At 50.8% G+C, this 23,382-nt stretch carries 20 protein-coding genes and 1 pseudogene; 20 read left to right on the top strand and 1 reads right to left on the bottom strand.

The features are described from left to right. The first annotated feature begins 255 nt into the window (after positions 1–255). The 5 genes and pseudogenes from citZ (at position 256) to MKX98_RS26110 (ending at position 5,497) form a co-directional block, all read left to right on the top strand. Positions 256–1,368 (top strand): citrate synthase, encoded by a 1,113-nt coding sequence (gene citZ, locus MKX98_RS26130; RefSeq protein WP_194544193.1) that lies wholly within the window; start codon positions 256–258, stop codon positions 1,366–1,368. Between the two features lie 144 nt (positions 1,369–1,512). Next, positions 1,513–2,805, top strand: coding sequence for an NADP-dependent isocitrate dehydrogenase (gene icd / locus MKX98_RS26125; protein WP_071218070.1), 1,293 nt, complete (start codon positions 1,513–1,515; stop codon positions 2,803–2,805). A 14-nt stretch (positions 2,806–2,819) separates the two neighbouring features. Then, complete coding sequence (gene mdh, locus MKX98_RS26120) at positions 2,820–3,761, top strand: malate dehydrogenase (RefSeq protein ID WP_113057492.1); 942 nt, start codon at positions 2,820–2,822, stop codon at positions 3,759–3,761. 152 nt (positions 3,762–3,913) lie between these two features. Further along, positions 3,914–4,339, top strand: coding sequence for a hypothetical protein (locus tag MKX98_RS26115; RefSeq protein WP_339219312.1), 426 nt, complete (start codon positions 3,914–3,916; stop codon positions 4,337–4,339). A 287-nt stretch (positions 4,340–4,626) separates the two neighbouring features. Beyond that, positions 4,627–5,497, top strand: a pseudogene (locus tag MKX98_RS26110) (SDR family oxidoreductase). 108 nt (positions 5,498–5,605) lie between these two features. On the opposite strand, the gene MKX98_RS26105 reads toward MKX98_RS26110, so the two are convergent. Continuing rightward, positions 5,606–5,974, bottom strand: coding sequence for a hypothetical protein (locus MKX98_RS26105; protein WP_339224585.1), 369 nt, complete (start codon positions 5,972–5,974; stop codon positions 5,606–5,608). 222 nt (positions 5,975–6,196) lie between these two features. Between MKX98_RS26105 and MKX98_RS26100 the strand changes: the two genes are divergently transcribed. From MKX98_RS26100 to MKX98_RS26030, 15 genes are all read left to right on the top strand, one after another. After that, a complete protein-coding gene (locus MKX98_RS26100) occupies positions 6,197–7,750 on the top strand; it encodes a fumarate hydratase (RefSeq protein ID WP_339219310.1) in 1,554 nt (517 codons plus the stop codon). A gap of 163 nt (positions 7,751–7,913) precedes the next feature. Continuing rightward, positions 7,914–8,885 (top strand): bile acid:sodium symporter, encoded by a 972-nt coding sequence (locus tag MKX98_RS26095; RefSeq protein WP_194544189.1) that lies wholly within the window; start codon positions 7,914–7,916, stop codon positions 8,883–8,885. Between the two features lie 25 nt (positions 8,886–8,910). Further along, entirely contained in the window at positions 8,911–10,725 is a 1,815-nt protein-coding gene (locus tag MKX98_RS26090) for an ATP-binding protein (RefSeq protein WP_339219308.1), read from the top strand. Positions 10,726–10,795: 70 nt separating this feature from the next. Then, positions 10,796–11,527, top strand: coding sequence for a response regulator transcription factor (locus MKX98_RS26085; protein ID WP_071218077.1), 732 nt, complete (start codon positions 10,796–10,798; stop codon positions 11,525–11,527). Between the two features lie 175 nt (positions 11,528–11,702). Beyond that, positions 11,703–12,893, top strand: coding sequence for a methyl-accepting chemotaxis protein (locus MKX98_RS26080; protein WP_339219305.1), 1,191 nt, complete (start codon positions 11,703–11,705; stop codon positions 12,891–12,893). A gap of 128 nt (positions 12,894–13,021) precedes the next feature. Then, positions 13,022–14,026, top strand: coding sequence for a PstS family phosphate ABC transporter substrate-binding protein (locus MKX98_RS26075; RefSeq protein ID WP_071218079.1), 1,005 nt, complete (start codon positions 13,022–13,024; stop codon positions 14,024–14,026). 59 nt (positions 14,027–14,085) lie between these two features. Continuing rightward, positions 14,086–15,018, top strand: coding sequence for a phosphate ABC transporter permease subunit PstC (gene pstC / locus MKX98_RS26070; protein WP_071218080.1), 933 nt, complete (start codon positions 14,086–14,088; stop codon positions 15,016–15,018). Continuing rightward, positions 15,019–15,894 (top strand): phosphate ABC transporter permease PstA, encoded by an 876-nt coding sequence (pstA, locus tag MKX98_RS26065; protein ID WP_071218081.1) that lies wholly within the window; start codon positions 15,019–15,021, stop codon positions 15,892–15,894. It abuts the gene before it with no gap. Between the two features lie 49 nt (positions 15,895–15,943). Beyond that, entirely contained in the window at positions 15,944–16,699 is a 756-nt protein-coding gene (gene pstB, locus MKX98_RS26060) for a phosphate ABC transporter ATP-binding protein PstB (RefSeq protein ID WP_009594645.1), read from the top strand. Between the two features lie 53 nt (positions 16,700–16,752). Continuing rightward, positions 16,753–17,412, top strand: coding sequence for a phosphate signaling complex protein PhoU (gene phoU / locus MKX98_RS26055; RefSeq protein WP_194544185.1), 660 nt, complete (start codon positions 16,753–16,755; stop codon positions 17,410–17,412). Between the two features lie 268 nt (positions 17,413–17,680). Next, complete coding sequence (gene polA, locus MKX98_RS26050; RefSeq protein ID WP_339219300.1) at positions 17,681–20,341, top strand: DNA polymerase I; 2,661 nt, start codon at positions 17,681–17,683, stop codon at positions 20,339–20,341. A gap of 146 nt (positions 20,342–20,487) precedes the next feature. Next, positions 20,488–21,321, top strand: coding sequence for a DNA-formamidopyrimidine glycosylase (gene mutM, locus MKX98_RS26045; protein ID WP_071218084.1), 834 nt, complete (start codon positions 20,488–20,490; stop codon positions 21,319–21,321). A 122-nt stretch (positions 21,322–21,443) separates the two neighbouring features. After that, a complete protein-coding gene (ytaF, locus tag MKX98_RS26040; protein ID WP_220684130.1) occupies positions 21,444–22,184 on the top strand; it encodes a sporulation membrane protein YtaF in 741 nt (246 codons plus the stop codon). 9 nt (positions 22,185–22,193) lie between these two features. Continuing rightward, on the top strand, positions 22,194–22,793 hold the full coding sequence (coaE, locus tag MKX98_RS26035; protein WP_339219296.1) for a dephospho-CoA kinase: 600 nt from the start codon (positions 22,194–22,196) through the stop codon (positions 22,791–22,793). Continuing rightward, entirely contained in the window at positions 22,790–23,356 is a 567-nt protein-coding gene (locus MKX98_RS26030) for a lytic transglycosylase domain-containing protein (RefSeq protein WP_071218087.1), read from the top strand. The genes coaE and MKX98_RS26030 overlap by 4 nt, the downstream gene beginning before the upstream one ends. Positions 23,357–23,382: the final 26 nt, after the last annotated feature.

Below are 23,382 nucleotides of genomic sequence, written 5' to 3'. Positions count from 1 at the left end.
GAGAATTATCACAGGTATAATGGAATTGTAAGTGATTTCAAAAAAATGTTTATGGTGTCGATAAAACAATTTGATGCGGCGAATGTCGCTGCTCATGTTCACATATCAGACAAAATCCAGTATGATATGAGAAGGTTTGTGACTAGGACCATAGCAATTTTTTTCGCGTTTTTCTTTTTTATCCGACTTCATGAAAATGTTTTCATGAATGTCAAAATAGTTCAGTTTATCCCGATCATAAAGGAGAGATGTTGCATGACAGCTACCAAGGGTTTGGAAGGCATTGTAGCTACCACCTCCGCGATTAGTTCGATCGTCGATGGCGTTCTGACTTACCGTGGATATGATATTGACGATCTCGCAGAACATGCAAGTTTTGAAGAGGTAGCCTATCTGCTCTGGTTCGGAAAGCTTCCAAATGCCGAAGAGCTTAAGGCCCTTCAACAAGATTTGAGCGACTATGCTGCCATTCCGGATGAGCTTATCCAGCAGATCAAATTGTATCCGAAGGATACCAATACGATGGCTGCGCTTCGCTCGGCTGTATCCGCGCTTGCTCTGTATGACGCCGAAGGCGACGATATGAGCCGTGAATCGAATGAGAAGAAAGCGGTTAAACTTCAAGCTCAGCTTCCAACGATTATTGCTGCCATCGCCCGTGTTCGTCAGGGCAAAGAGCCGGTGGCTCCGAAAGCCGGCGTCTCCATCGCGGAGAATTTCCTGTATATGCTCAGAGGCGAAGATCCTGATCAGACTTCAATCAAGGCTCTGGACCAGGCACTGGTATTGCACGCGGATCACGAGCTTAACGCATCCACGTTTGCTGCTCGTGTAACCGTAGCCACGCTGTCCGACATATATTCCGGTGTTACTTCCGCTATTGGCGCGCTTAAAGGTCCTCTGCACGGCGGCGCGAATGAAGCCGTCATGAAGATGCTGAACGAAGTCGGTTCGATCGATCGGGCCCAGGCTTACATTCAGGAGAAGCTGGACAACCGTGAAAAAATAATGGGCTTTGGACACCGCGTATACAAAAACGGCGATCCGCGCGCGAAGCATCTCCAAAAAATGTCGCGCGAGCTTGGTGAAATGAAAGGCGACACCACGCTGTACGACATGTCGGTGCTGATCGACGAAACGGTTACCAACCAAAAAGGGCTGAAGCCGAACGTTGATTTCTATTCCGCATCGGTTTATACGCAGCTCGGCATCGAGCATGAACTGTTTACGCCGATTTTTGCCATCAGCCGTGTATCCGGATGGACCGCGCATATTCTTGAGCAGTATGAAGGCAACCGTATCATCCGCCCGCGCGCAGAGTACACAGGGATGACCGACCAAAAATATGTGCCGATAGAACTTCGCTAAGTGGCTGGCAATCATGTACAATAGGCTAGAGAACCGCTCAAACGTGAGTGAATCGCGGGTGGCGGGTTTCTCTGTGCCTATTCACGCGAGTATTTTGGAAATGGCTAGAGACAAGAACCATATTCGAAGGAGGAACTCATACTCATGAAATTGGAAAAATTCGCATTACCAACTGAAGGCGAGAAAATCACGATTGATAACGGAACCCTGCAGGTGCCTAACAACCCTGTCATTCCTTTTATTGAAGGCGACGGCACAGGCCGTGACATCTGGAAAGCTTCCAAGCGCGTCCTGGATGCAGCAGTAGAAAAAGCATATAACGGTTCCAAGAAAATTGCCTGGTATGAAGTATTTGCCGGTGAGAAGGCATACAATACATACGGTGAATGGCTCCCGAACGATACGCTTGAAGCGATTCGCGAGTACATCGTTGCTATCAAAGGACCACTTACAACGCCAATCGGCGGCGGTATCCGTTCCCTGAACGTTGCCCTTCGCCAAGAGCTGGACCTGTACACTTGCCTGCGCCCTGTTCGTTACTTCAACGGCGTACCGTCTCCGGTAAAACGCCCTGAGCTGGTTGACATGGTTATTTTCCGTGAGAACACGGAAGACATCTACGCAGGTATTGAGTACAAAGAAGGCTCCGAAGAAGTGAAGAAAATGATCAAGTTCCTTCAAGACGAAATGGGCGCCAACAAAATCCGCTTCCCTGAAACGTCCGGTATCGGGATTAAGCCTGTATCCTCCGAAGGTTCCAAGCGTCTTGTACGTGCAGCGGTTGAGTATGCGATCAAGCATGGCCGCAAATCCGTGACACTGGTTCACAAAGGCAACATCATGAAATTTACAGAAGGTGCCTTCAAAAACTGGGGTTACGAAGTGGCTGAAGCTGAATTCGGCGATAAAGTGTTCACTTGGGCACAATACGATATCATCAAGGAGAAAGACGGCGTAGATGCAGCTAATGCGGCTCAAAAAGCGGCTGAAGAAGCTGGCAAAATCATCGTTAAAGATGCGATTGCCGACATCGCGCTGCAGCAAGTTCTGACTCGTCCAACCGACTTTGATGTCATTGCGACGTTGAACCTGAACGGGGACTACCTGTCTGACGCGCTGGCTGCACAAGTTGGCGGTATCGGTATCGCTCCGGGCGCTAACATCAACTATGTAACAGGACATGCAATTTTCGAAGCGACTCACGGTACGGCTCCGAAATATGCAGACAAAGACGTAGTAAACCCTGGTTCCGTTATCCTCTCCGGCGTCATGCTGCTTGAGCACCTCGGATGGCAGGAAGCGGCTGACCTGATCTACAAAGGCATGGAAACGTCCATCAACAACAAAACCGTAACGTATGACTTCGCCCGCCTGATGGAAGGCGCTACGGAAGTGAAATGCTCCGAGTTCGCAGACGAAATCATTAAAAACCTGTAAGGAGGAGATTCATCGTGGCAATTACTCGTAAAAAGATTACGGTAGTAGGTGCTGGCTTCACAGGTGCGACTACCGCCCTGATGCTTGCTCAAAAAGAATTGGGTGATGTGGTGCTGCTGGATATCCCACAGCTCGAGAACCCGACAAAAGGTAAAGCGCTGGATATGCTCGAAGCAAGTCCCGTTCAAGGATTTGACAGCAACATAGTCGGTACATCCAACTATGAAGATGCAGCTAATTCCGATATCGTAATCATTACAGCAGGTGTAGCCCGCAAGCCGGGCATGAGCCGCGATGACCTCGTGAATACCAATGCAGGGATCGTGAAATCCGTATGCGAGAATGTGAAGAGTCACGCACCGAACGCCACGGTCATCATTCTGAGCAACCCGGTGGATGCCATGACCTATGTGGCATACAACACGCTCGGATTTCCCAAGAACCGCGTTATCGGCCAATCCGGCGTGCTGGATACGGCCCGCTATTGCACCTTTATCGCGCAAGAGCTGAACGTATCCGTTGAGGATGTCCGCGGATTCGTACTTGGCGGTCATGGCGACGACATGGTTCCGCTCGTTCGCTACTCCAGCGTGGGTGGCATTCCGATCGACACGCTGATTCCGGCTGAGCGCATTGAAGCGATTGTGCAGCGTACCCGGGTTGGCGGCGGCGAAATCGTGAACCTGCTGGGTAACGGCAGCGCATACTATGCGCCGGCTGCTTCCCTCGTACAAATGACGGAAGCGATTCTGAAGGACAAAAAACGGATCATTCCGGTTATTGCTCTTCTGGAGGGTGAGTACGGTTATGACAATCTGTTCATGGGCGTACCGGCCATTCTTGGCGGAGACGGCATTGAGCGAATTTTCGAGCTTGAGCTGACGGCTGAAGAGAAAGCGGCGCTCGATAAGTCTGCGGAATCCGTACGTAATGTAACCTCGGTCGTGACCCTGTAATTGAATCAGGATTCACAAAATCGTCTAAAAATGCAATCCCGTCCCGTGATTCGGGGCGGGATTGCTTTTCTTTGGATGATCTCTCCAGTATAATAAGAGACGATGAACTTAATGTAATAAAAATCACACTAACGACTTTGGAGGAATTATTTATGTGGAACGTGACATTTTTTCTGCATATGGTCGGTACGGCGGCGCTAGGATTTTACTTGATTCTGCCGTTTGTTGTTGGCGGTATTCAGAAGCTGTCCCTCGGCGCTCAAGAAGGAGCCGTTAATACGATTCGAGTAGCGAACCGTTTTGCTCAGTACGGCTTGGTTATTCAGTTATTGACTGGCGGATACATGATGTCCCAAGGCGAGTATTCGGTTCCTTGGATGATCATTGTAACGTTATTGCTGCTGGCGATGTTTGCTATTGGAGGCATCATGAGCAAGCCATTGAAGAATGCGCTTGCAGGGATCCGCGAGAAGCGTGAAGTGAAGGAAGAAACAAGCAAGCTGGGTACGCTTAGCGCACTTCTTGCCTTGCTGCTCTTGGTTATGATCTTCTTCATGGTATTCAACCATATCATCTAAGAATAGCTACATACGAAAGAGAAGTCGTTCCGTTTATCGGGCGGCTTTTTTTTGACATTTAGAATTGTTAAATGACCGGGGGCTTGCCAAGGATCTGAACGTTCCTCGGAGCAAGGCCTCGTTTTTGGGACTTTTTTTGTTGGGCAAAAAGAGCTTTACTTTCGTTTGATCTCGTACAATCTGGGTAAAAACAATAGCGAAGGGCTTTTTATGAGAATAAGAAGCCGCGTCGAACGCATCCTATGAGAGGTAGTTTGAGATACTGACCTGAAAGGAGAAATGTTCATATGCCACAAGATCAACCGAAACAAACCTTGCCGCCCCAGCATCAGGATCACAGACCCGGAACCGAATCGGAGATGCACCCGAAGCCGGAGTTTGAGAGTAACGAATACAAAGCAGCCGGTAAGCTAAAAGGAAAGGTAGCGCTGATTACCGGAGGCGACAGCGGGATCGGCCGTGCGGTTGCGGTCTACTACGCCAAGGAAGGCGCGGACGTATCCATTGTGTACCTGAATGAGCATAAGGATGCGGAAGAGACCAAACGACAGGTGGAGCAGGAAGGCCGAAAATGTCTGTTGATCGCCGGTGACGTCGGTGATGATGCTTTTTGCCGCGATGCGGTTACCGAAACCGTGGAGAAGCTCGGTAAACTCGATATTCTCGTTAACAACGCAGCCGAACAGCATCCGCAGAAGAAGATTGAGGATATTACCAAAGAACAATTGGAGCGGACCTTCCGTACGAATATTTTCGGTATGTTCTACCTGACGCAGGCGGCGATGCCGCATCTGTCCAAGGGCAGCTCCATTATTAATACGACCTCCATCACGGCTTACCGGGGAAGCCCGCAGCTGCTGGATTATGCATCGACGAAGGGGGCCATCGTTGCTTTTACACGCACGCTCGTTATCAATGAATGTGGTCGGTCAAGGGATCCGGGTAAATGCCGTTGCCCCGGGACCGATCTGGACGCCGCTGATTCCTTCAACATTCCCGCCGGATCAGGTGGCCGAGTTTGGGGCGACCCAGCCGATGAAACGACCGGGTCAACCGGAAGAGCTGGCCCCAGCCTATGTATATCTGGCCTCAACGGACTCTTCCTATGTGAGTGGACAAGTCATTCACGTGAATGGCGGCGAAGTAATTAATGGGTAAAGCCCTTTGAGGGAACAACAGGGTCATCCTTTCACGAAAAAAACAGCGGACATCCGGGACTTCAGCCCGAATGTCCGCTGTTTCAATATGGGGGCAGCTTGCGCAGAATCAGATGCTTCTAAAACCGGAAGGCAGCACGCCTGCATCCCGGATCGCTCTGATCTGAGCGCGCGTCAAACGACGGTTGGAGCTGATAATGGATTCCGGTTCTTCACCGCGAATAATATCATCAAGATCGGCGAGGTTAGTGTTGCCTCGGAATACCCTGAAGGCGCCCCTAAAATTCGTCTCCGAGAACAGGACCAGGGTGGCGTTGGAGCTTGTCGAGAAGAATCTCAAGCTTTCAATGTCACCGAAAGTTCTCTCGAGATTCCGGATCCCGACGTTTCCGCGAACCACAAATCGGCGTCCTCTGAAAAACTCATTTCTAAACAGGGTAAGCCTTGGAAAGACCACTTGGGAGATTGAGGCTTTCATCATAGCAATCACCTCCTTTCCTTAACCAATATATGTGAGATTCATAGATTGGCATGGTTGATGCGACGGGGAAAATCAACACATTTTCTCTACTCTTTCATTTTTTGAAGTAAACCCTTTCATGTGCGAAATGATATGATATGATAACAATATTGGCAGTTTATAATGATTCTTATTTTGCTATCATGTCTGGGTTATGAAAGAGAGGAGTTTACCAACGTTATGAAATTATTTGAAGAGAGTATGTATCGACTGATTGTAGAAACCTCCACGAATTTGCCCGGGGATGTGCGAAGAGCAGTCAACCGCGGCCGAGCGTCTGAGGATGCGGCAACGCGAGCGGGGCTGGCACTGGCAACGATCGCTCAAAATATTGAGATGGCCGAGCAGGAAGTATCGCCGATCTGCCAGGATACCGGCATGCCAACATTCATCGTACATACACCTGTGGGTGCGAACCAAATCGAGATGAAGAAGGCGATTTACTCTGCGGTGATTCGCGCCACGAAGGATGGCAAGCTGCGTCCAAACTCGGTGGATTCGTTGACTGGCGCTAACAGCGGGGATAATCTCGGCCCTGGCACGCCCGTCATCCATTTCGAGCAGTGGGAGCAGGATAAGGTGGACGTCCGTCTCATCCTGAAAGGGGGCGGCTGCGAGAACAAAAACATTCAGTACAGCCTTCCTGCAGAGCTTGAAGGGCTCGGGAAAGCGGGCCGTGATTTGGACGGGATTCGCAAATGCATCATGCATGCCGTGTACCAAGCTCAAGGCCAAGGCTGCAGCGCTGGATTTATCGGCGTAGGCATCGGCGGCGACCGGACGACAGGTTATGAGCTTGCGAAACATCAGCTGTTCCGTCATGTCGAAGATGTGAACCCGAATGAAGATTTGGCGAAGCTCGAAGATTACATATTGGAAAATGCAAATAAACTCGGGATCGGCACGATGGGCTTTGGCGGAGAAGTCACGCTGCTCGGCTGCAAAATCGGTGCGATGAACCGTCTGCCGGCAAGCTTTTTTGTATCGGTTGCCTATAATTGCTGGGCGTTCCGCCGTCAGGGCGTAATGGTTGAGCCGGACACGGGGGAGATCACGGAATGGCTGTATGAAGCAGGCAGTCAGGTGCAGATGAACGCCAATTCCGAAACGGCTGTTTCCCAAGGCGAAGACTCCGGTCCAAGTGATTCCAAGGGCCGCGAAGTGGTGCTGCAGACGCCAATCAGCGAGGAGCAAATTCGTTCCCTGCGCGTTGGGGATGTGGTGGTGATCCGAGGCGAGATGCATACCGGACGGGATGCGCTTCATAAATATCTGATGGATCACGAGGCCCCTATCGACCTGAATGGGTCCGTCATTTATCACTGCGGTCCGGTTATGATGCAGGATGAAGAGGGATGGCATGTCAAGGCGGCAGGCCCGACAACGAGCATTCGAGAAGAACCTTACCAGGGCGATATTTTGAAAAAATTCGGCATTCGCGCGGTTATCGGAAAGGGCGGCATGGGTCCCAAGACGCTTCAAGCCCTGCAGGAGCATGGCGGCGTATATCTGAATGCGATTGGCGGGGCCGCCCAGTATTATGCGAGATGCATCAAAAAAGTAAACGGCGTGGATTTCATGGAGTTTGGCATTCCGGAAGCGATGTGGCATTTGGAGGTTGACGGCTTTGCCGCGATCGTCACGATGGATTCGCACGGAAACAGCCTGCATGCCGACGTGAGCAAGGATTCGGCAGAGAAGCTGGCCATGTTTAAAGAGCCGGTGTTCTCCTAATCCGGAGCATCTGAAGAAGCATCGATTGGCCCTCATGTGCCAGTCGATGCTTTTTTGTTGAATACGGGAATGGGGCCCTTATTTCGAATTTTCGTTGCGGTTTTCGGACACTCCGGTTTATGATGAAAGTTAAATACGTCAATTCAGTCATAGGAGGAAACAGGTGAGAAGTTTTGGACTAGCCTTTGCATCTTGGTTTGAAAAGTACACCTTTCTCTTGATTCCAGGCTCGCTGGTGCTAGGCTGGCTGCTCTCGGATGTTTTGGTGGACTTTGTTCACTGGATTCCTTATCTATTCGGTTATATTACACTGGTGATGGCACTTGGCTGTGGGATCCGTCATCTGCAAGGGGTTCTGAAGCGCCCCTTTGCTGTTATATTAACGCTCTTTCTAGCCCATGCGGCCGCTCCGGTGCTTGCCTATGGACTGGGCTCGGCCGTGTTTGGTGCGCACTCGGATTATACGATTGGCTTGCTGCTGTTCGCGATCATTCCCCTGGGGATATCCTCGGTGATGTGGGTCGGAAGCTCCGGCGGCAGCGTTCCGTTCATCCTGGCGGTAGTTGTGCTGGATACCATACTCAGTCCCTTAGTCGTACCGGCTCTAATGGATATGTTTATCGGGGATGCACTGGTTACATGGAATGCGTCTGAGCTGATTCTCGATTTGCTGACCATGGTGGTATTGCCCACTCTGATCGGGGTGATGCTGTATGAAGGTTCCAAAGGACGGATCAAGGACTGGTCGGCTCCTGTAGCCCAGCCCATATCGAAGCTGTTTTTTATGCTCGTGGTGATGCTGAACGCGGCAGCCATCGCTCCCCATGCAGCAGGCATGAAGGAGGAGATGCTGGTAGTGATCCCGGTTGTCGTTACGCTGATTGTGATCTGCTATTTGCTTGGCTATTTTGGCTCCTATGCGATGCTCGGACCGACACAGGAAATGCAAATTACATTTACATACGCGTCCGGAATGCGTAATATATCACTCGGGATGGTGTTGGCTACAACGTATTTCTCACCCCAGGCTTCCATCCCGGTGGTGCTGGGCATTATGTTCCAGCAGCCGGCGGCAACCATCATTCATGCGTTATTCCACCGAAGACGCACACGAGCGGTAAGTTATCCAAAATGATCACGCGGCAGAAAGAGGAGAGACCATGAGGCAGTATCGCAATCGTTTGACTCTGATTATGCTTACTTTAATTGGGTTATCTATGCTCGCGGCAGGACTGGCTATGGTGACGGTATTCAAGCAGTCCCATATTCAGCTGCTGGAGGACAATATGGTCCGGGAGATTCGGCTTCTGCAGACCATGATGGAGTTTCCGGATACGGACAGCGCGGATGCTCTTTCGTATTATACCGAAAGATCCTTGCAGCTTGAAGAACTGTCTGATGCGAGAGTGACCTTTATATTGAAGGATGGTAAGGTTATCGGGGATTCGGAGAGTGATCCGTTAACCATGGATAACCACGCTTATCGTGAAGAGATGCTTCAAGCGGTAAAAGTGGGGCGCGGGAGTACCATTCGTCGGAGTGATACGCTTGGGCAGGACATGCTGTACGTCGCACTTCCGGTCAAGGCCGGAGAGAATTTCGACGGATTCGTCCGCTTGTCCGTCAGTCTCAAGGAAGTGGACCAGGGAGTCAAACAAGGCTGGACCGTGATGGGGATCGGCCTGCTGGTGCTGTTCCTGCTAGCTGCCTTGGTGAGTTATCGTGTCGCCAAGGGCTTGACCTCGCCGCTTGAGAAAATCACGCGCGTAGCCAGACGGATATCGCGTCTTGAATATGATGCGAGGGTAAAGATTCACCGTAAAGACGAGATCGGTCAATTGGCGCACGCCATTAATGGAATGGCTGACAGCCTGCAAACCCAGCTGCGGACGATACGGGATAATGAAGATTTGCTGCAAAGCGTTCTAAACAATATGACAGGCGGTATTGTCATGGTGAGCGGGGCAGGCCAGATCATTCTTGTGAACCGTGCTGCCGAGAGAATGCTCGGCATTAATGCTGAAGTGATAACAGGCAAATCGTACCGTGAGCTTAAGCAGCATTATGAATTGACCAAACTGATGGAGGAAGGCCTTGAGAGCAAGGAGGACTTCCATGAGGAGCGCAACATTTATTATCCGGTGGAATCGATCATCCGCCTGGATGGGGTTGCGATGATGCAGGAGGAAGAGCAGGAGTCCTATCGCGGGATGCTGTTCCTGCTGCAGGATGTAAGTGATATCCGCAGACTTGAACGCATGCGGAGCGAATTCGTGGCCAATGTATCTCACGAGCTGAAGACTCCGCTCGCTGCGGTGAAAGGGTTTGCCGAAACGCTGCTTGGCGGCGGGGTGACCGATGAGAAGACATCGCGCTCCTTCCTCCAGATTATTTATGACGAATCCGAACGGCTAAACCGGCTGATCGGTGACATTCTGGAGCTGTCCAAAATCGAATCCAAGCGGATTCAGATGGATTACTCGCCGATTCATTTGTCGGCCTTCTTTGATACAATATCCGAAATGATGCGCACGGTGGCGGAGAAGAAGCGGATCAGCCTGGAGCTTGACATTCCGGAAGAGCTGTTTATGGAGGGGGACGAGGACAAGCTCCGCCAGATTTTTATGAATCTGCTCTCGAATGCGATCAATTACACGCAAGAAGGCGGACGAGTAAAATTAACGGCTCGTGAAAAGCATAGTAACAGGAACGCCGAGGATATTGTGGAGTTCCTTGTTAAGGATTCCGGGATTGGCATTCCGAAGAAAGATCTTCCCCGTATATTTGAACGTTTCTATCGGGTGGATAAAGCGCGTTCGCGAGGATCAGGCGGAACGGGGCTTGGACTGTCGATCGTGAAGCATCTGGTGGATCTTCATCACGGAACGATTAAGGTGGAGAGCGAGCTGGGAATCGGCAGCTCCTTCATCATTGAGCTTCCGATCCTGCAGGAAACGCACGATACAGGAAGTTAACACTCCGTTAACATTCTGTTGATATACTTGCATAAGCAGTCCAATTATCAAGATAAGGGCGGGGGTAACATTGACGCAACGCATGCTTGTTATTGAAGATGAGCCGACACTTTCGCGGCTGTTGTCCTACAATCTGACGCAGGAAGGTTTTCAAGTCGAGGTAGAGGAACACGGTACCGCAGGTTACGAGAAAGCGTCGAATCATGAATATGATCTGATCCTGCTGGATGTCATGCTGCCTGGCATGAACGGCTTTCAGATTTTAGAGAAGCTTCGAAGTAACGGAATTACCACGCCGATCATTATTCTGACCGCGAAGAACGCCGAAGAGGAAGTTGTTCAAGGTCTGAAGATGGGGGCGGATGACTATATTACCAAGCCATTTGGCGTATCTGAGCTGCTGGCCCGTGTATCAGCCGTCATGCGCCGGGTTTCCGGTCACGCCGATGAAGCAAAGACGACAGACCACCAGGGAAACGTCATTTCGCTTGGAGAATTGGAAATCTATCCTGAGAAATACGAGGTCCGGCTTGGCGGTCAGAGCATTAATCTCCGGCCGAAAGAATTTGAGGTGCTGCTCTACCTGGCCAAAAAACCGGGCGTTGTGTTAACGAGGGATGATCTGATGAACGTGGTCTGGGGTTTCGATTATATCGGCGGTCAGCGAACCGTGGACGTTCATGTGAGTTCCCTGCGCAAGAAGCTTGAGCTTGATCCTGAATCTGTACACATTGACTCCATTCGCGGGGTTGGTTATAAACTTGTAGTGAATCCGAAAAAAGGCTCCCATCATTCCGTTTGAAATGATGAGGAGTCTTTTTTTTGGGCCTTTGGTCAGATCCTGACATGTCTAATGTCTCATTTCCGCGCCATTATCCTTCCGCAGTTTACACTCCCTTAATCATTCGAGTATATTCCCATAATACTTGTCCGGTAAGATGCGTCTAAAGGACCAGATGAAGAAGGGGTGAAGGCGCATGACACTGCTTCAAACCATACCGAATCAGACAGAGAGAATGAAGGTGGAGGTAGAGCCGGTACTTGATGGACATGCAGCAAACGAGCCTGAAGCAGGCGCATTATATCGGCAATACATAAGAAGGGTCCCTGTTATAACAAAATCTGAATCCTGCCTCGATGTGCTGAATGTGTTTGCGAAGGATCAGCGTATCCCGTGTGTTATTTATTGCGATGAGGCAGATACACCAGCAGGACTGATTATGCGGGATGTGTTTTACCAGCGAATGATGGGCAGGTTTGCCGTGGACCTGTATTATTCCAAGCCCGCCTACCAGTTTGCGGACCATCAACCGACGCGTGTCGATATATTCGAGAAGGTCGGAACGTTGCTGGAATTGTCCCTGCAGCGCCCGGATTCCAAATTTTATGATTGTGTCCTGATCACGGATGAAGGACGACTGCTAGGCGTGCTTACCGTCAGGGATCTGATGAGCCTGTCCAGTATGCTCCAAGCGGAAGCGGAAGAGAAGCGGGAACTGATCCTGCAGGAAAGCTACCGGCATACCCGGAACATTCAATCCTCTTTAACCGAGGTCCGAACGGCAGCAGCGAGAACAAACTCGGAATGTATACGGATGAGGGAGTGGTCACAAACCGGGAAGGAGAAACTGGATCTTGTCCGAACCTCGTACCTTGGTCTTGTAGAGGATATGACGAAGCGTGAAGGCCAGGCCTCCGAGCTCGCAGCCGATGCCAGCCGCATATTTTCCATCACCGGCATGATTACCGAGCTTGCGAACCAAAGCAGTCTGCTGGCCATGAATGCCTCGATTGAAGCAGCGCATGCCGGAGAGCATGGGCGTGGATTTCAAGTGGTTGCGGCAGAGGTACAATCGCTAGCAAAACAAACGCGTAAGCTGTCAGGGGATATATCGCAGCTGCTCGAGCAAATCCAGGGGCTGGCAGCAGATACAGCCAAGGGGGCTGTATCGTCGCTGAAGGAAATCCAATCCTGCGAGGGGTATGTAACGGAAGGTGCCCAAATGTTTAATGAAATGGACAATGCCGTTCAAGAGGTTCAGAAGTCCGGTAATCAGGTTTATCAACTGGCCGAGGAAACCGTGAAGCGTGTGAAGCGGGTGAAGGATGAGCTTGCCGGAATGAACACCGATGAAGCTTCGATCATGGAAGATAGGTCGAAACTATAACTCTACTATGATTAAAATATTTTACACTGCGTTTACATTTCTCAGAAACTGCTATTACATTCCGGGATTAATATCAATATTGTAAGTAGGAAGTAGAGACAACAACCATTTTGAAGGAGTGGATTCGTTTGTTTAAAAGAAGGGGTCGTAAACCAGCAGGTATTCTCGTACTGGTGTTAATGCTGAGCACGCTTTTGGCGGCATGCGGCGGAGGAACAACTTCCGGCGGTGCTTCAGGAGAAAATACAGACAACGGTTCAGCACAGCAAAATGAAGGAAGCACAACAACAGCTTTGTCGGGAACGATTGAAATTGACGGTTCCAGTACATTGCATCCATTAACTGAAGCCATCGCTGAAGAGTTCGGCGCAGCGAACCCGGATGTCCGCATTCCGATTGGAACAGGCGGAACAGGTGGCGGTTTCAAACGCTTCAATAATGGAGAGATTCCAATTTCCAATGCATCCCGTCCAATTAAAGACAGTGAAGCTGAAGAAGCAAAATCCAAGGGCATTACCTATCATGAGGTTCTGGTAGCTTATGACGGACTATCCGTTGTTGTTAACCCGAGCAATGAATTCGTAGATAAATTAACGGTAGATGAGCTGAAGAAAATTTACGAGCCGAACAGCACTGTAAAAACATGGGCTGACGTTCGCGAAGGATGGCCGGCAGAGGAAATCAAAATTTACTCTCCTGGTACAGACCACGGAACATTCGACTACTTCACAGAAGCGATTAACGGTGAAGCTCAAGCAAGCAGAAACGATAGCCAAATCACGTTCAGTGCCGATACAAATGCAGTCGTACAAGGGGTTGCTGGCGACAAGAACTCCATCGGATACTTCGGATTCTCCTTCTATGAAGAGAACCAAGACAAATTGAAGCTGGTTCCGATCGATAATGGTACGGCTACAGTAGCTCCAAGCATGGAAACGATCAAGGATAACAGTTATGCTCCATTGTCCCGTCCGCTGCTGCTCTATGTAAACGATAAGGAGCTTGAGCGTCCGGAAGTGAATGCATTCATGAACTTCTACCTTGATAATGCCGCTAGTCTTGCTGGCGAAGTTGGTTTCGTACCGCTTCAAGATGAACAATATCAAGAAGAAAAAGACAAGTTGGCAAAATAATTAAGGACTTCATGCCCGAAGGGAATCCTTCGGGCAACCCATAGAAAGGGAAGAGGAGAATGAACAAAACTTCACCCGTGGCGGCAAACACTAAAAGCATGACATTCCGTCGAAGCAAAACACGCCTCTCAGACAAAATCGTTCCAATCCTGCTCGGCTTGTGTGCCATGCTTTCGGTCTTTACCACCATCGGTATTGTATATACGCTTCTACAGGAATCCGTGATCTTCTTCAAAGAAGTGCCGGTATGGTCCTTCTTGACTGGAACGACATGGAGTCCAATTCTCCCTCCAAAAGAATTCGGCGTGCTGCCCCTGCTGGGCGGCACATTGCTGATTACAGGCATTGCGATCATTTTCGCAGTGCCTATCGGCTTGGCATGCGCTATTTATCTCAATGAATACGCTCCTGCCCGGGTTCGGGGGGTTGTAAAGCCAGTGCTTGAAGTGTTGGCTGGTGTACCAACGATTGTTTACGGATATTTTGCGCTTGAAACGGTAACGCCATTCCTTCAAAAGATTTTTCCCGACATGGGGATATTCAATGCGCTTAGTGCGGGTCTCGTGGTCGGCATCATGGTCCTGCCGATGATCTCGTCTTTAAGTGAAGACGCGATGCGTGCGGTGCCTAAGAGCCTTCGTCACGGAGCATACGCGCTGGGTGCTACCCGATTTGAGGTTGCCCTGAAAATTGTACTGCCTGCCGCTTTATCGGGGGTTGTATCGTCCTTCGTATTGGCATTCTCGCGCGCGATTGGCGAGACGATGATCGTTACGGTGGCTGCAGGTGCTACGCCGCAGCTGACACTGAATCCGCTGGAAAGCATTCAGACGATGACTTCTTATATTGTTCAGGTAAGCATGGGAGACGTTCCGCGAGGAACGATTGAATACGGCACGATTTTTGCGGTAGGTCTGACCTTGTTTGTCATCACCTTCTTGCTTAATATATTGGCGCAGTGGGTCGCTCGCCGCTTCAGGGAGGAATACTAGATGAAACAATTGAATCTGGGGGATAGCAAAGGAATCAACCGGAGACGTCTGGGTGACCAAACGCTGCATATGATATTCCTGGCTTGTACCAGTATCGGTATTCTAGCCTTGATGGCTTTGATTGTTACGATCGTGATGGATGGCGTTCACAGACTCTCACCCGATCTGTTCACGAACTTTCCGTCACGTATCGCGGATAAAGCAGGCCTGAAATCGCCGATTGTCGGCACGATTTATCTGCTCCTGCTCATGGCCCCGCTGTCTTTTGTATTAGGCGTGGGCGCGGCAATCTTTCTTGAAGAGTATGCGGGCCGCAGCCGCTGGGTTCGGCTGATCCAGCTGAATATCAGTACGCTTGCAGGGGTTCCTTCTATTATATACGGTATCCTGGGACTGGCGATTTTCGTGCGCGGCATGAATCTTGGCCGCAGCCTGTTGTCCGGGGTATTAACGATGACGCTGCTGGTGCTGCCAATTATTATCGTTGCCGCTCAGGAGGCGCTTCGCGCCGTGCCTAAGAACCGGCGCGATGCTTCTTATGCGTTGGGCGCAACGAAATGGCAAACGGTGTCCAGCGCCGTGCTGCCATCAGCGATTCCTGGAATTATGACCGGGGTTATCCTGGCCTTGTCTCGTGCGATCGGCGAAACCGCACCGCTGATCATGATCGGTGCTTTAACGTACGTGGCCTTCTTGCCGGAAAATCTGCTCGATTCGTTTACTGTCATGCCGATCCAGATCTTTAACTGGGTATCAAGACCAAGTGAGGCTTTCCACGAGCTGGCGGCTTCGGGTATTATTCTGTTGCTCATCATGCTGTTCATCATGAACATTGCAGCCGTGTGGATCCGGAACAAGTATTCGAAGAACATCTAAGAGACGCATAAAGCAGATCTAATCGTGAAAAAGGAGACATGAATAAGATATGGAATCCATCATACAGATTAAGAAATTAAATCTTTACTACGACACGTACCATGCGCTTAAAAACGTGGATCTGGACATTCCGGAGAAAACGGTGACGGCGTTCATCGGACCGTCGGGCTGCGGTAAGTCTACGCTGCTGCGCACGCTGAATCGCATGAATGACATGATTCCTTCCACTCGGATTGAAGGCAGCGTGCAAATCGGAGGAACCGAAATCTACAGCGAGGAAGTCCACGTTGAAGCCTTGCGCAAGCAGGTAGGGATGGTATTCCAGCAGCCGAATCCGTTTCCTAAATCGATTTATGACAACATCGCGTACGGGCCGCGACTCCACGGTATCCGCAATAAAGCGGAGCTGGACCAAATCGTGGAACAGAGCTTGAAACAAGCCGTGCTGTGGGATGAAGTCAAGGATTATCTCAAGCGGTCCGCGCTGAGCTTGTCTGGCGGCCAACAGCAGCGCCTATGCATTGCCCGGGCACTTGCCGTACAGCCGGATATCCTGCTGATGGACGAAGCAACTTCCGCGCTGGACCCGATCTCGACTTTGAAAATCGAAGAGCTGGTGCAGGAGCTGAAGAGCAAATACACCATCGTCATGGTTACGCACAACATGCATCAGGCAGCACGCGTATCCGGGCAGACCGTATTTTTCCTGAATGGCGAAGTGGTTGAATCTGCAAACACCGATACGCTGTTCTCGACGCCGTCGGATGCACGTACCGAGGATTATATCTCGGGCCGGTTCGGTTAAGCCATTATCACGACTATGATCTTTCTTAAAAGTAGATAGGAGGAGCATCACACATGATCCGGAGAATTGAGTTTGATCAGCAGCTTGATGAGCTGAGAAGTTTGCTGCAGGATATGGGCAAGCATATGGAGGAGGCACTGGCAAACAGCGTGGAGTCCCTTCAGACCTTGGATGCGGAGAAAGCGCAGGCGGTTATCAAGAACGATGTGCAGTTAAACAACATGGAAGAGCAAATCATGGACATCGGCTCCCGTCTGATCGTGACCCAGCAGCCTGTGGCAAAGGATTTGCGCCGGATTTTAGTGGCTTTCCGGATTGCAAGCGATTTGGAGCGTATGGGTGACTTGGCGCGGGATGTCGCTAAAGTGACGATCCGTCTGCAAGGCCAGAAGCTGATCAAGCCACTGGTGGATCTTCCGCGGATGTCGGATTTGGTGCGCGCGATGGTTTCGGAATCGATCGAATCCTATCTGACGGAAAATACGGATCTTGCCTATAAAATGGCCCAGGACGATGATCAGATCGATCATTTGTACAGCGTGATTTTGCAGGACCTGTATGCGCATCTGACCTCCGATCCGGATTCGGCCAATCAGGCGATGCTGCTGATCATGGTGGGACGTTACATCGAACGGATCGCCGACCATGCAACCAACATTGGCGAGAGCACGGTGTACCTCGTAACGGGTCATCGTCCCGACCTCAATCAATAGCATAATGATAAGTCAAACGCTGGCGAAAGCTGGCGTTTTTTTGCGAGAATTTAGAAAGCTCCAGCGAAGCGGAAGCAATTCTTTAATCGCATTTATATATTGGGGGCCCCCGCAAAGTATTTGGAATAAGCATCGAAGCGCAGGCTCCACTTTGTGGGGATATTTTGCGTATTCTTAGGAATTCACCGTTAATCGAACGGATTGTTCGGAATTGGCGGTAACCTATGTTATCATGTGGAAAGGAAGTAATATTGGTGCGAGGTGTTCTATGGACAAGCTGATTTTAATTGATGGAAATAATATCATTTACCGGGCATTCTTCGCGATGCCGCCGCTGACCAATGCCAGCGGACAGCAGACGAATGCGGTTTACGGCTTTACGACGATGCTGCTTCGCTTGATTGAGGAACACAAACCGACCCATATGATGGTCGCATTCGATGCAGGCAAGGAAACATTTCGGCATGCGGATTTTCAGGATTACAAGGGTGGCCGCCAGAAAACGCCTCCCGAGCTCTCCGGACAATTCCCGCTGCTGAAAGAGCTGTTGAAAGGCCTTGGCGTCTCCCAATTTGAAATCGGCGGTTATGAGGCCGATGACATTATCGGGACCATTACCCGTCAGGCTGATGAAGCTGGTCGGAAGGTGATGGTTGTATCCGGGGATAAGGATATGCTGCAGCTGGCTTCGGAGCATACCACGATCGCCATGGTCCGCAAGGGCGTTACCGACATCGAGTATTACGGACCGGAACAGATTAAGGAGCGATATGACCTGACGCCTGATCAGATTATCGACCTCAAGGGACTGATGGGCGATGCTTCCGATAACATCCCCGGCGTTCCAGGAGTGGGTGAGAAGACGGCTCTGAAGCTGCTTCATGAATTTGGATCCGTTGAAGCCGTGGTGTCACGCACCGACGAGCTGAAAGGCAAGATGAAAGAGAAAATTGAAGAGCATGCGGATTCCGCCATACTCAGCAAGAAGCTGGCTACGATCTTTTGCGAAGTTCCGCTGGAGCAGTCGCTGGATGACATGGCGTTTACAGGCTTGAATGAAGAGACGGCAGGGCCCGCACTGGCGAAGCTGGAGTTTAAATCGCTCATTGAACGGTTAAACCTGAGCACAAGCGGAGTGGGCGGGGATGCGGCTGAGTCGAAGCCCGAAGCGAAGATTGAAGTGACCCTTGTAGACACGAAGGGGCTTAAGGAGGTTGCGGATAACCTGGCCCACGTCACTATACTCCATGTAGAGACGCATGGGGACAATCCCCATCATGCCGAGGTGATCGGGCTCGCACTCGCTACGGAGGAACGGCAGTACTTCATTCCGTTTGAGGTTCTGAAGTCGGAAGAGGCCGAGCCTGTTCGAGCTTGGCTTGCCGATAGCGGGATCCCTAAACGCGGATATGATCTGCACCGCATTGATCTGGCCCTCCACTGGCAGGGCATTGCTTTTGCCGGCGCGGCATTTGACGTTCATCTGGCTGCCTACCTGCTGGACCCAACCGAATCGAATCAAAGTCTTAGCGGTCTGGCCTCCAAATACGGGCTTGCGTATCTTCAAGCCGATGAGGATGTTTTCGGTAAAGGGGCAAAGTACAAGGTTCCCGATATGGAGAAGCTCAGCGAGCACATGGCCAGAAAATGCCTGGCTGTATCCGAACTGGTTCCCGTTCAGGAGAAGGAGCTGGCTGCCAATGAAATGCTGCCGCTGTTCCATGAGCTGGAGATGCCGCTGTCCCGCATTCTGGCCGATATGGAGAAGCAGGGAATTGCCGTGAATGCGGAGGATTTGAAGGAGCTGGGTCGCGAGTTTGAAGGACAGATCGAGAAGCTAGTTCATGAGATATATGAGATCGCCGGAACGGAATTCAATCTTAATTCGCCTAAACAGCTGGGCGAGATTCTGTTTGTGAAGCTGGAGCTTCCGGTCATCAAGAAGACCAAAACCGGTTATTCCACCGATGCCGAGGTGCTCGAGAAGCTGGCGCCTTATCACGATATTGTCCGCTTGATTCTGAAGTATCGTACCTTGGCCAAGCTGCAATCCACTTATGTGGAAGGTCTTCTGAAGGAGATTTCGTCACAAACGGGCAAAGTGCACACGTACTATCGTCAGACGATTGCCGCGACGGGCCGTCTGAGCAGCCAATATCCGAATTTGCAGAACATTCCGATCCGTCTGGAGGAGGGCCGCAAGCTGCGCAAGGTCTTCGTTCCGTCCGAGCCGGGCTGGAGCATTTTGGCGGCGGACTACTCCCAGATCGAGCTGCGCGTGCTTGCGCATATCTCGGATGATGAACGGCTGAAGGAAGCCTTCGTCCACGATATGGATATCCACACGAAGACCGCAATGGACGTGTTCGGAGTCGGCGTGGATGAGGTGGACTCCAATATGCGCCGATCCGCCAAGGCGGTTAACTTCGGCATCGTGTATGGAATCAGCGACTATGGCTTGTCCCAGAACCTGAATATTACCCGGAAGGAAGCCGCGGCCTTCATTGACCAGTATTTCGAGGTGTTCCAGGGCGTCCGGCGTTATATGGACGTGATCGTCAAACAGGCGAAACAAGACGGCTATGTGAAGACATTGCTTGAACGCAGACGCTACCTGCCGGAGATTAACGCCAGCAACTTCAACCTGCGGTCTTTTGCCGAACGGACAGCAATGAATACGCCGATTCAGGGAACCGCGGCGGACATTATCAAGCTGGCCATGGTCCATATGGACAAGGCGCTGCATGATCGTCAATTGAAGAGCCGCATGCTGCTTCAGGTGCACGATGAATTGGTGTTCGAGGTGCCGGAGGATGAGCTGGAGATCATGAAGGAATTGGTGCCGGAAGTGATGAGTCAAGCGCTGAAGCTGTCGGTACCGCTGAAATCGGAAGTCAGCTATGGCGAGAACTGGTACGAAGCGAAGTAAAGTTATACAATATGGTTAGCCGATAGAGAATCGTTTATAGGGATCATGGCGTGAAGAGGGGCGCATTATGCACCATACCTTTCCACAAAACCATGGTCCCGCTCTGTCCTAACTTCCGGTATAATGGGAGATGAGGTGAAGTCATTATGCCGGAATTGCCGGAAGTAGAAACGGTGAAACGAACACTTAACCAATTGATTAAAGGTAAGCATATAGATCATGTATCCGTACATCTGCCGCGGATTATTCAGCGTCCTGATGATATTGAGGCATTTGCGTTTATGTTGAAGGATCATACCGTGGAAGGTGTAGAGCGCCGCGGGAAATTTTTAAGGATATTGCTGGACGGACTGGTGCTCGTCTCGCATCTTCGGATGGAAGGGCGTTACGGGTTGTACTCTGCCGAGGAGCCGGTGGAGAAGCACACTCATGTTATATTCCATTTCTCGGACGGGACGGAGCTGCGTTATAAGGACGTACGCCAATTCGGAACGATGCATCTCTTTGCAACGGGGGAAGAGTTTCAGCATGCTCCTCTTGCCAAGCTGGGGTATGAGCCGCTGGATGATACGTTTACGTTCGGAACTTTCAAGGAAGTCATCGGCAGCAAAAAAACGAAGATTAAAGCGGTGCTGCTGAATCAGGCATATGTGGTCGGCATCGGCAATATATATGTCGATGAGGCATTGTTTCGAGCCAAGATTCATCCGGAGCGTAACGCCAACAGCCTGAAGGATGCCGAGCTCAAGCGATTGTATCATGCCATTGTGGATACACTGTCCGAAGCCGTAGAAGCGGGTGGTTCCTCCATTAAATCCTATGTCAATGGACAGGGTGAAATGGGGATGTTCCAGCATAGTCATCAGATTTACGGACGGAAGGACAAGCCGTGTCATACATGCGGTGGACCGATTCATAAGATCGTGGTTGGCGGACGGGGGACCCACTTCTGCCCGAAGTGTCAGCCGGTTAAGAAGTAATCCAATAGGCGTGCACCCATTCCTATCCCTACACATATAATGTGGAACATATGTGGAGCGCATGGAGCTGCTCTTCTTCATGAATGAGCCGCTTGATGTGGAGCTTACGAGGAGGGAAAAGGGTGCTCAGTCATATTTTCTCGTCTGCGCTGCTGGCCATGGCATTAAGCCTGGACGGATTCGGTGCGGGGGTTACATACGGTCTGCGCAAAACAAGGATACCGCTGCTGTCTGTATTGATCATCTCGCTATGTTCCGGCTTGGTGCTTGGCGCCTCCATGCAGGCGGGCGCGCTGTTACAGCGGTTCTTATCCCCATCCGTGGCGTCTGTGATCGGAGCCGCCATTTTGATTCTGCTGGGCTTATGGTCTCTATATCAGCAAGTTCGCAGAAAAAACGAGTCAGATGTGCAGCCGGTTTCCAGTAAGGATATTTCGAAGTCTCTTATGGAAAAGAAGGCATCTGACCATCAAGTGAAATCAAGACGTGAGGTTAACACGGCAGGTCAAGTGCATCTTCAGCGGGCGGTATTCTCTCTTGAGATTCCGAAGGCCGGGGTTGTCATTCAAATTCTCCGCAGTCCCTCGAAGGCGGATCTGGACGACTCCGGCAGCATCTCCCCGTGGGAGGCGATGTGGCTCGGGATCGCGTTATCGCTCGATGCGTTCGGCGCAGGGCTTGGCGCCGCCATGCTGGGCTTCTCACCGTTAGGTACCGCGGCTGTTGTTTCCTTGTTTAGCGGGATATTCCTGGTGCTGGGCATGAGGGTTGGTTTACGTTTTGCATCCAAGGGCGGCATGCGTTTTATCTCTTATTTGCCTGCTTTTTTGTTAATCGTCATGGGTATAATGAAGCTGTTATGAGGTGAAGTCATGAATATCGGTTTAACCGGAGGAATTGCAACTGGCAAGAGCACCGTGTCCTCCATGTTGGCCATGAAGGGAGCACTTCTCGTCGATGCGGATCTCATCGCCCGGGAAGTCATGCTCCCGGGTCATCCGGTGCTGGGTAAAGTGACCGAACATTTTGGACAAGCGATCCTGTTTGAGGACGGTACGCTGAATCGAAAAAAACTCGGGGAAGTGATCTTCCATCATCCCGAGCAGAGAACGGTATTGAATGAGATCACGCATCCGGCGATCCGGCAGGAAATCCGGGAACGGACGGAAGCGTATGAGCGGCAGTATCCCGACCGGCTCGTCGTGGCGGATATTCCGCTGCTGCTTGAGGCCAAGGAGTATTATTCTTATCTTGACCAGATCGCTGTTGTTTATGTACCGCGAGAGCTGCAGCTTGAGCGTCTGATGGTACGCGATGATCTTAACAGGGAAGCGGCGGAAGCGCGTTTAAACAGTCAGATGGATATCGAGGAGAAGAAGCGTCTGGCGGATATCCTCATCGATAACAGCGGAACATTGGCCGAAACACAGCAGCAGGTGGACAACCTGTGGGGCAGGTTGGTTAGTCTATGAAGTGGCTCCGTAAAAAAAGAGTGCTGCTTCTGCTGTTTGTCTCTTTTGTAGCGCTTCTGTATCTGAGCTCGAACTGGATGACCTTGCTGTATCCGATTCATTATAAAGATGAAATACGGAAGCATGCCGCTTACTATGAGGTCGATCCGTTCCTGGTGGCATCCATCATTCGTGTGGAAACGAACTTCAAGCCGGGTAAGGAGTCCAAGAAAGGCGCCCTGGGCATTATGCAGCTGATGCCGGATACGGCGAATTGGGCGATGGAAATGGCCAAGCTGCCATCGGTAAACCTGCTGAACGTAAAGAATGAAGTGGATGCGAATATCCAGCTGGGCACCTGGTATATTCAGAACCTGCACAAGGAAATGGACGGCAACCCAATTGCCGCCATCGCCGCCTATAATGCAGGCCCCGGGAACGTCAAGAATTGGATCAACAAGGGCATGTGGGATGGAACCTACGAGAATGTGAAGAGTATTCCCATCGGGGAAACCCGCCACTATGTACAGCGCGTGATTTATTATTATAATCAATATACGGATGTGTATAAGGACGGCTTTTAACGAAAAAAGAGCGCTGGACAGGCTCT

This window comes from Paenibacillus sp. FSL W7-1332 (assembly GCF_037969785.1).
Classification (GTDB): Bacteria; Bacillota; Bacilli; order Paenibacillales; family Paenibacillaceae; genus Paenibacillus_AQ.
This window is presented reverse-complemented; position numbering and strand designations above follow the sequence as displayed.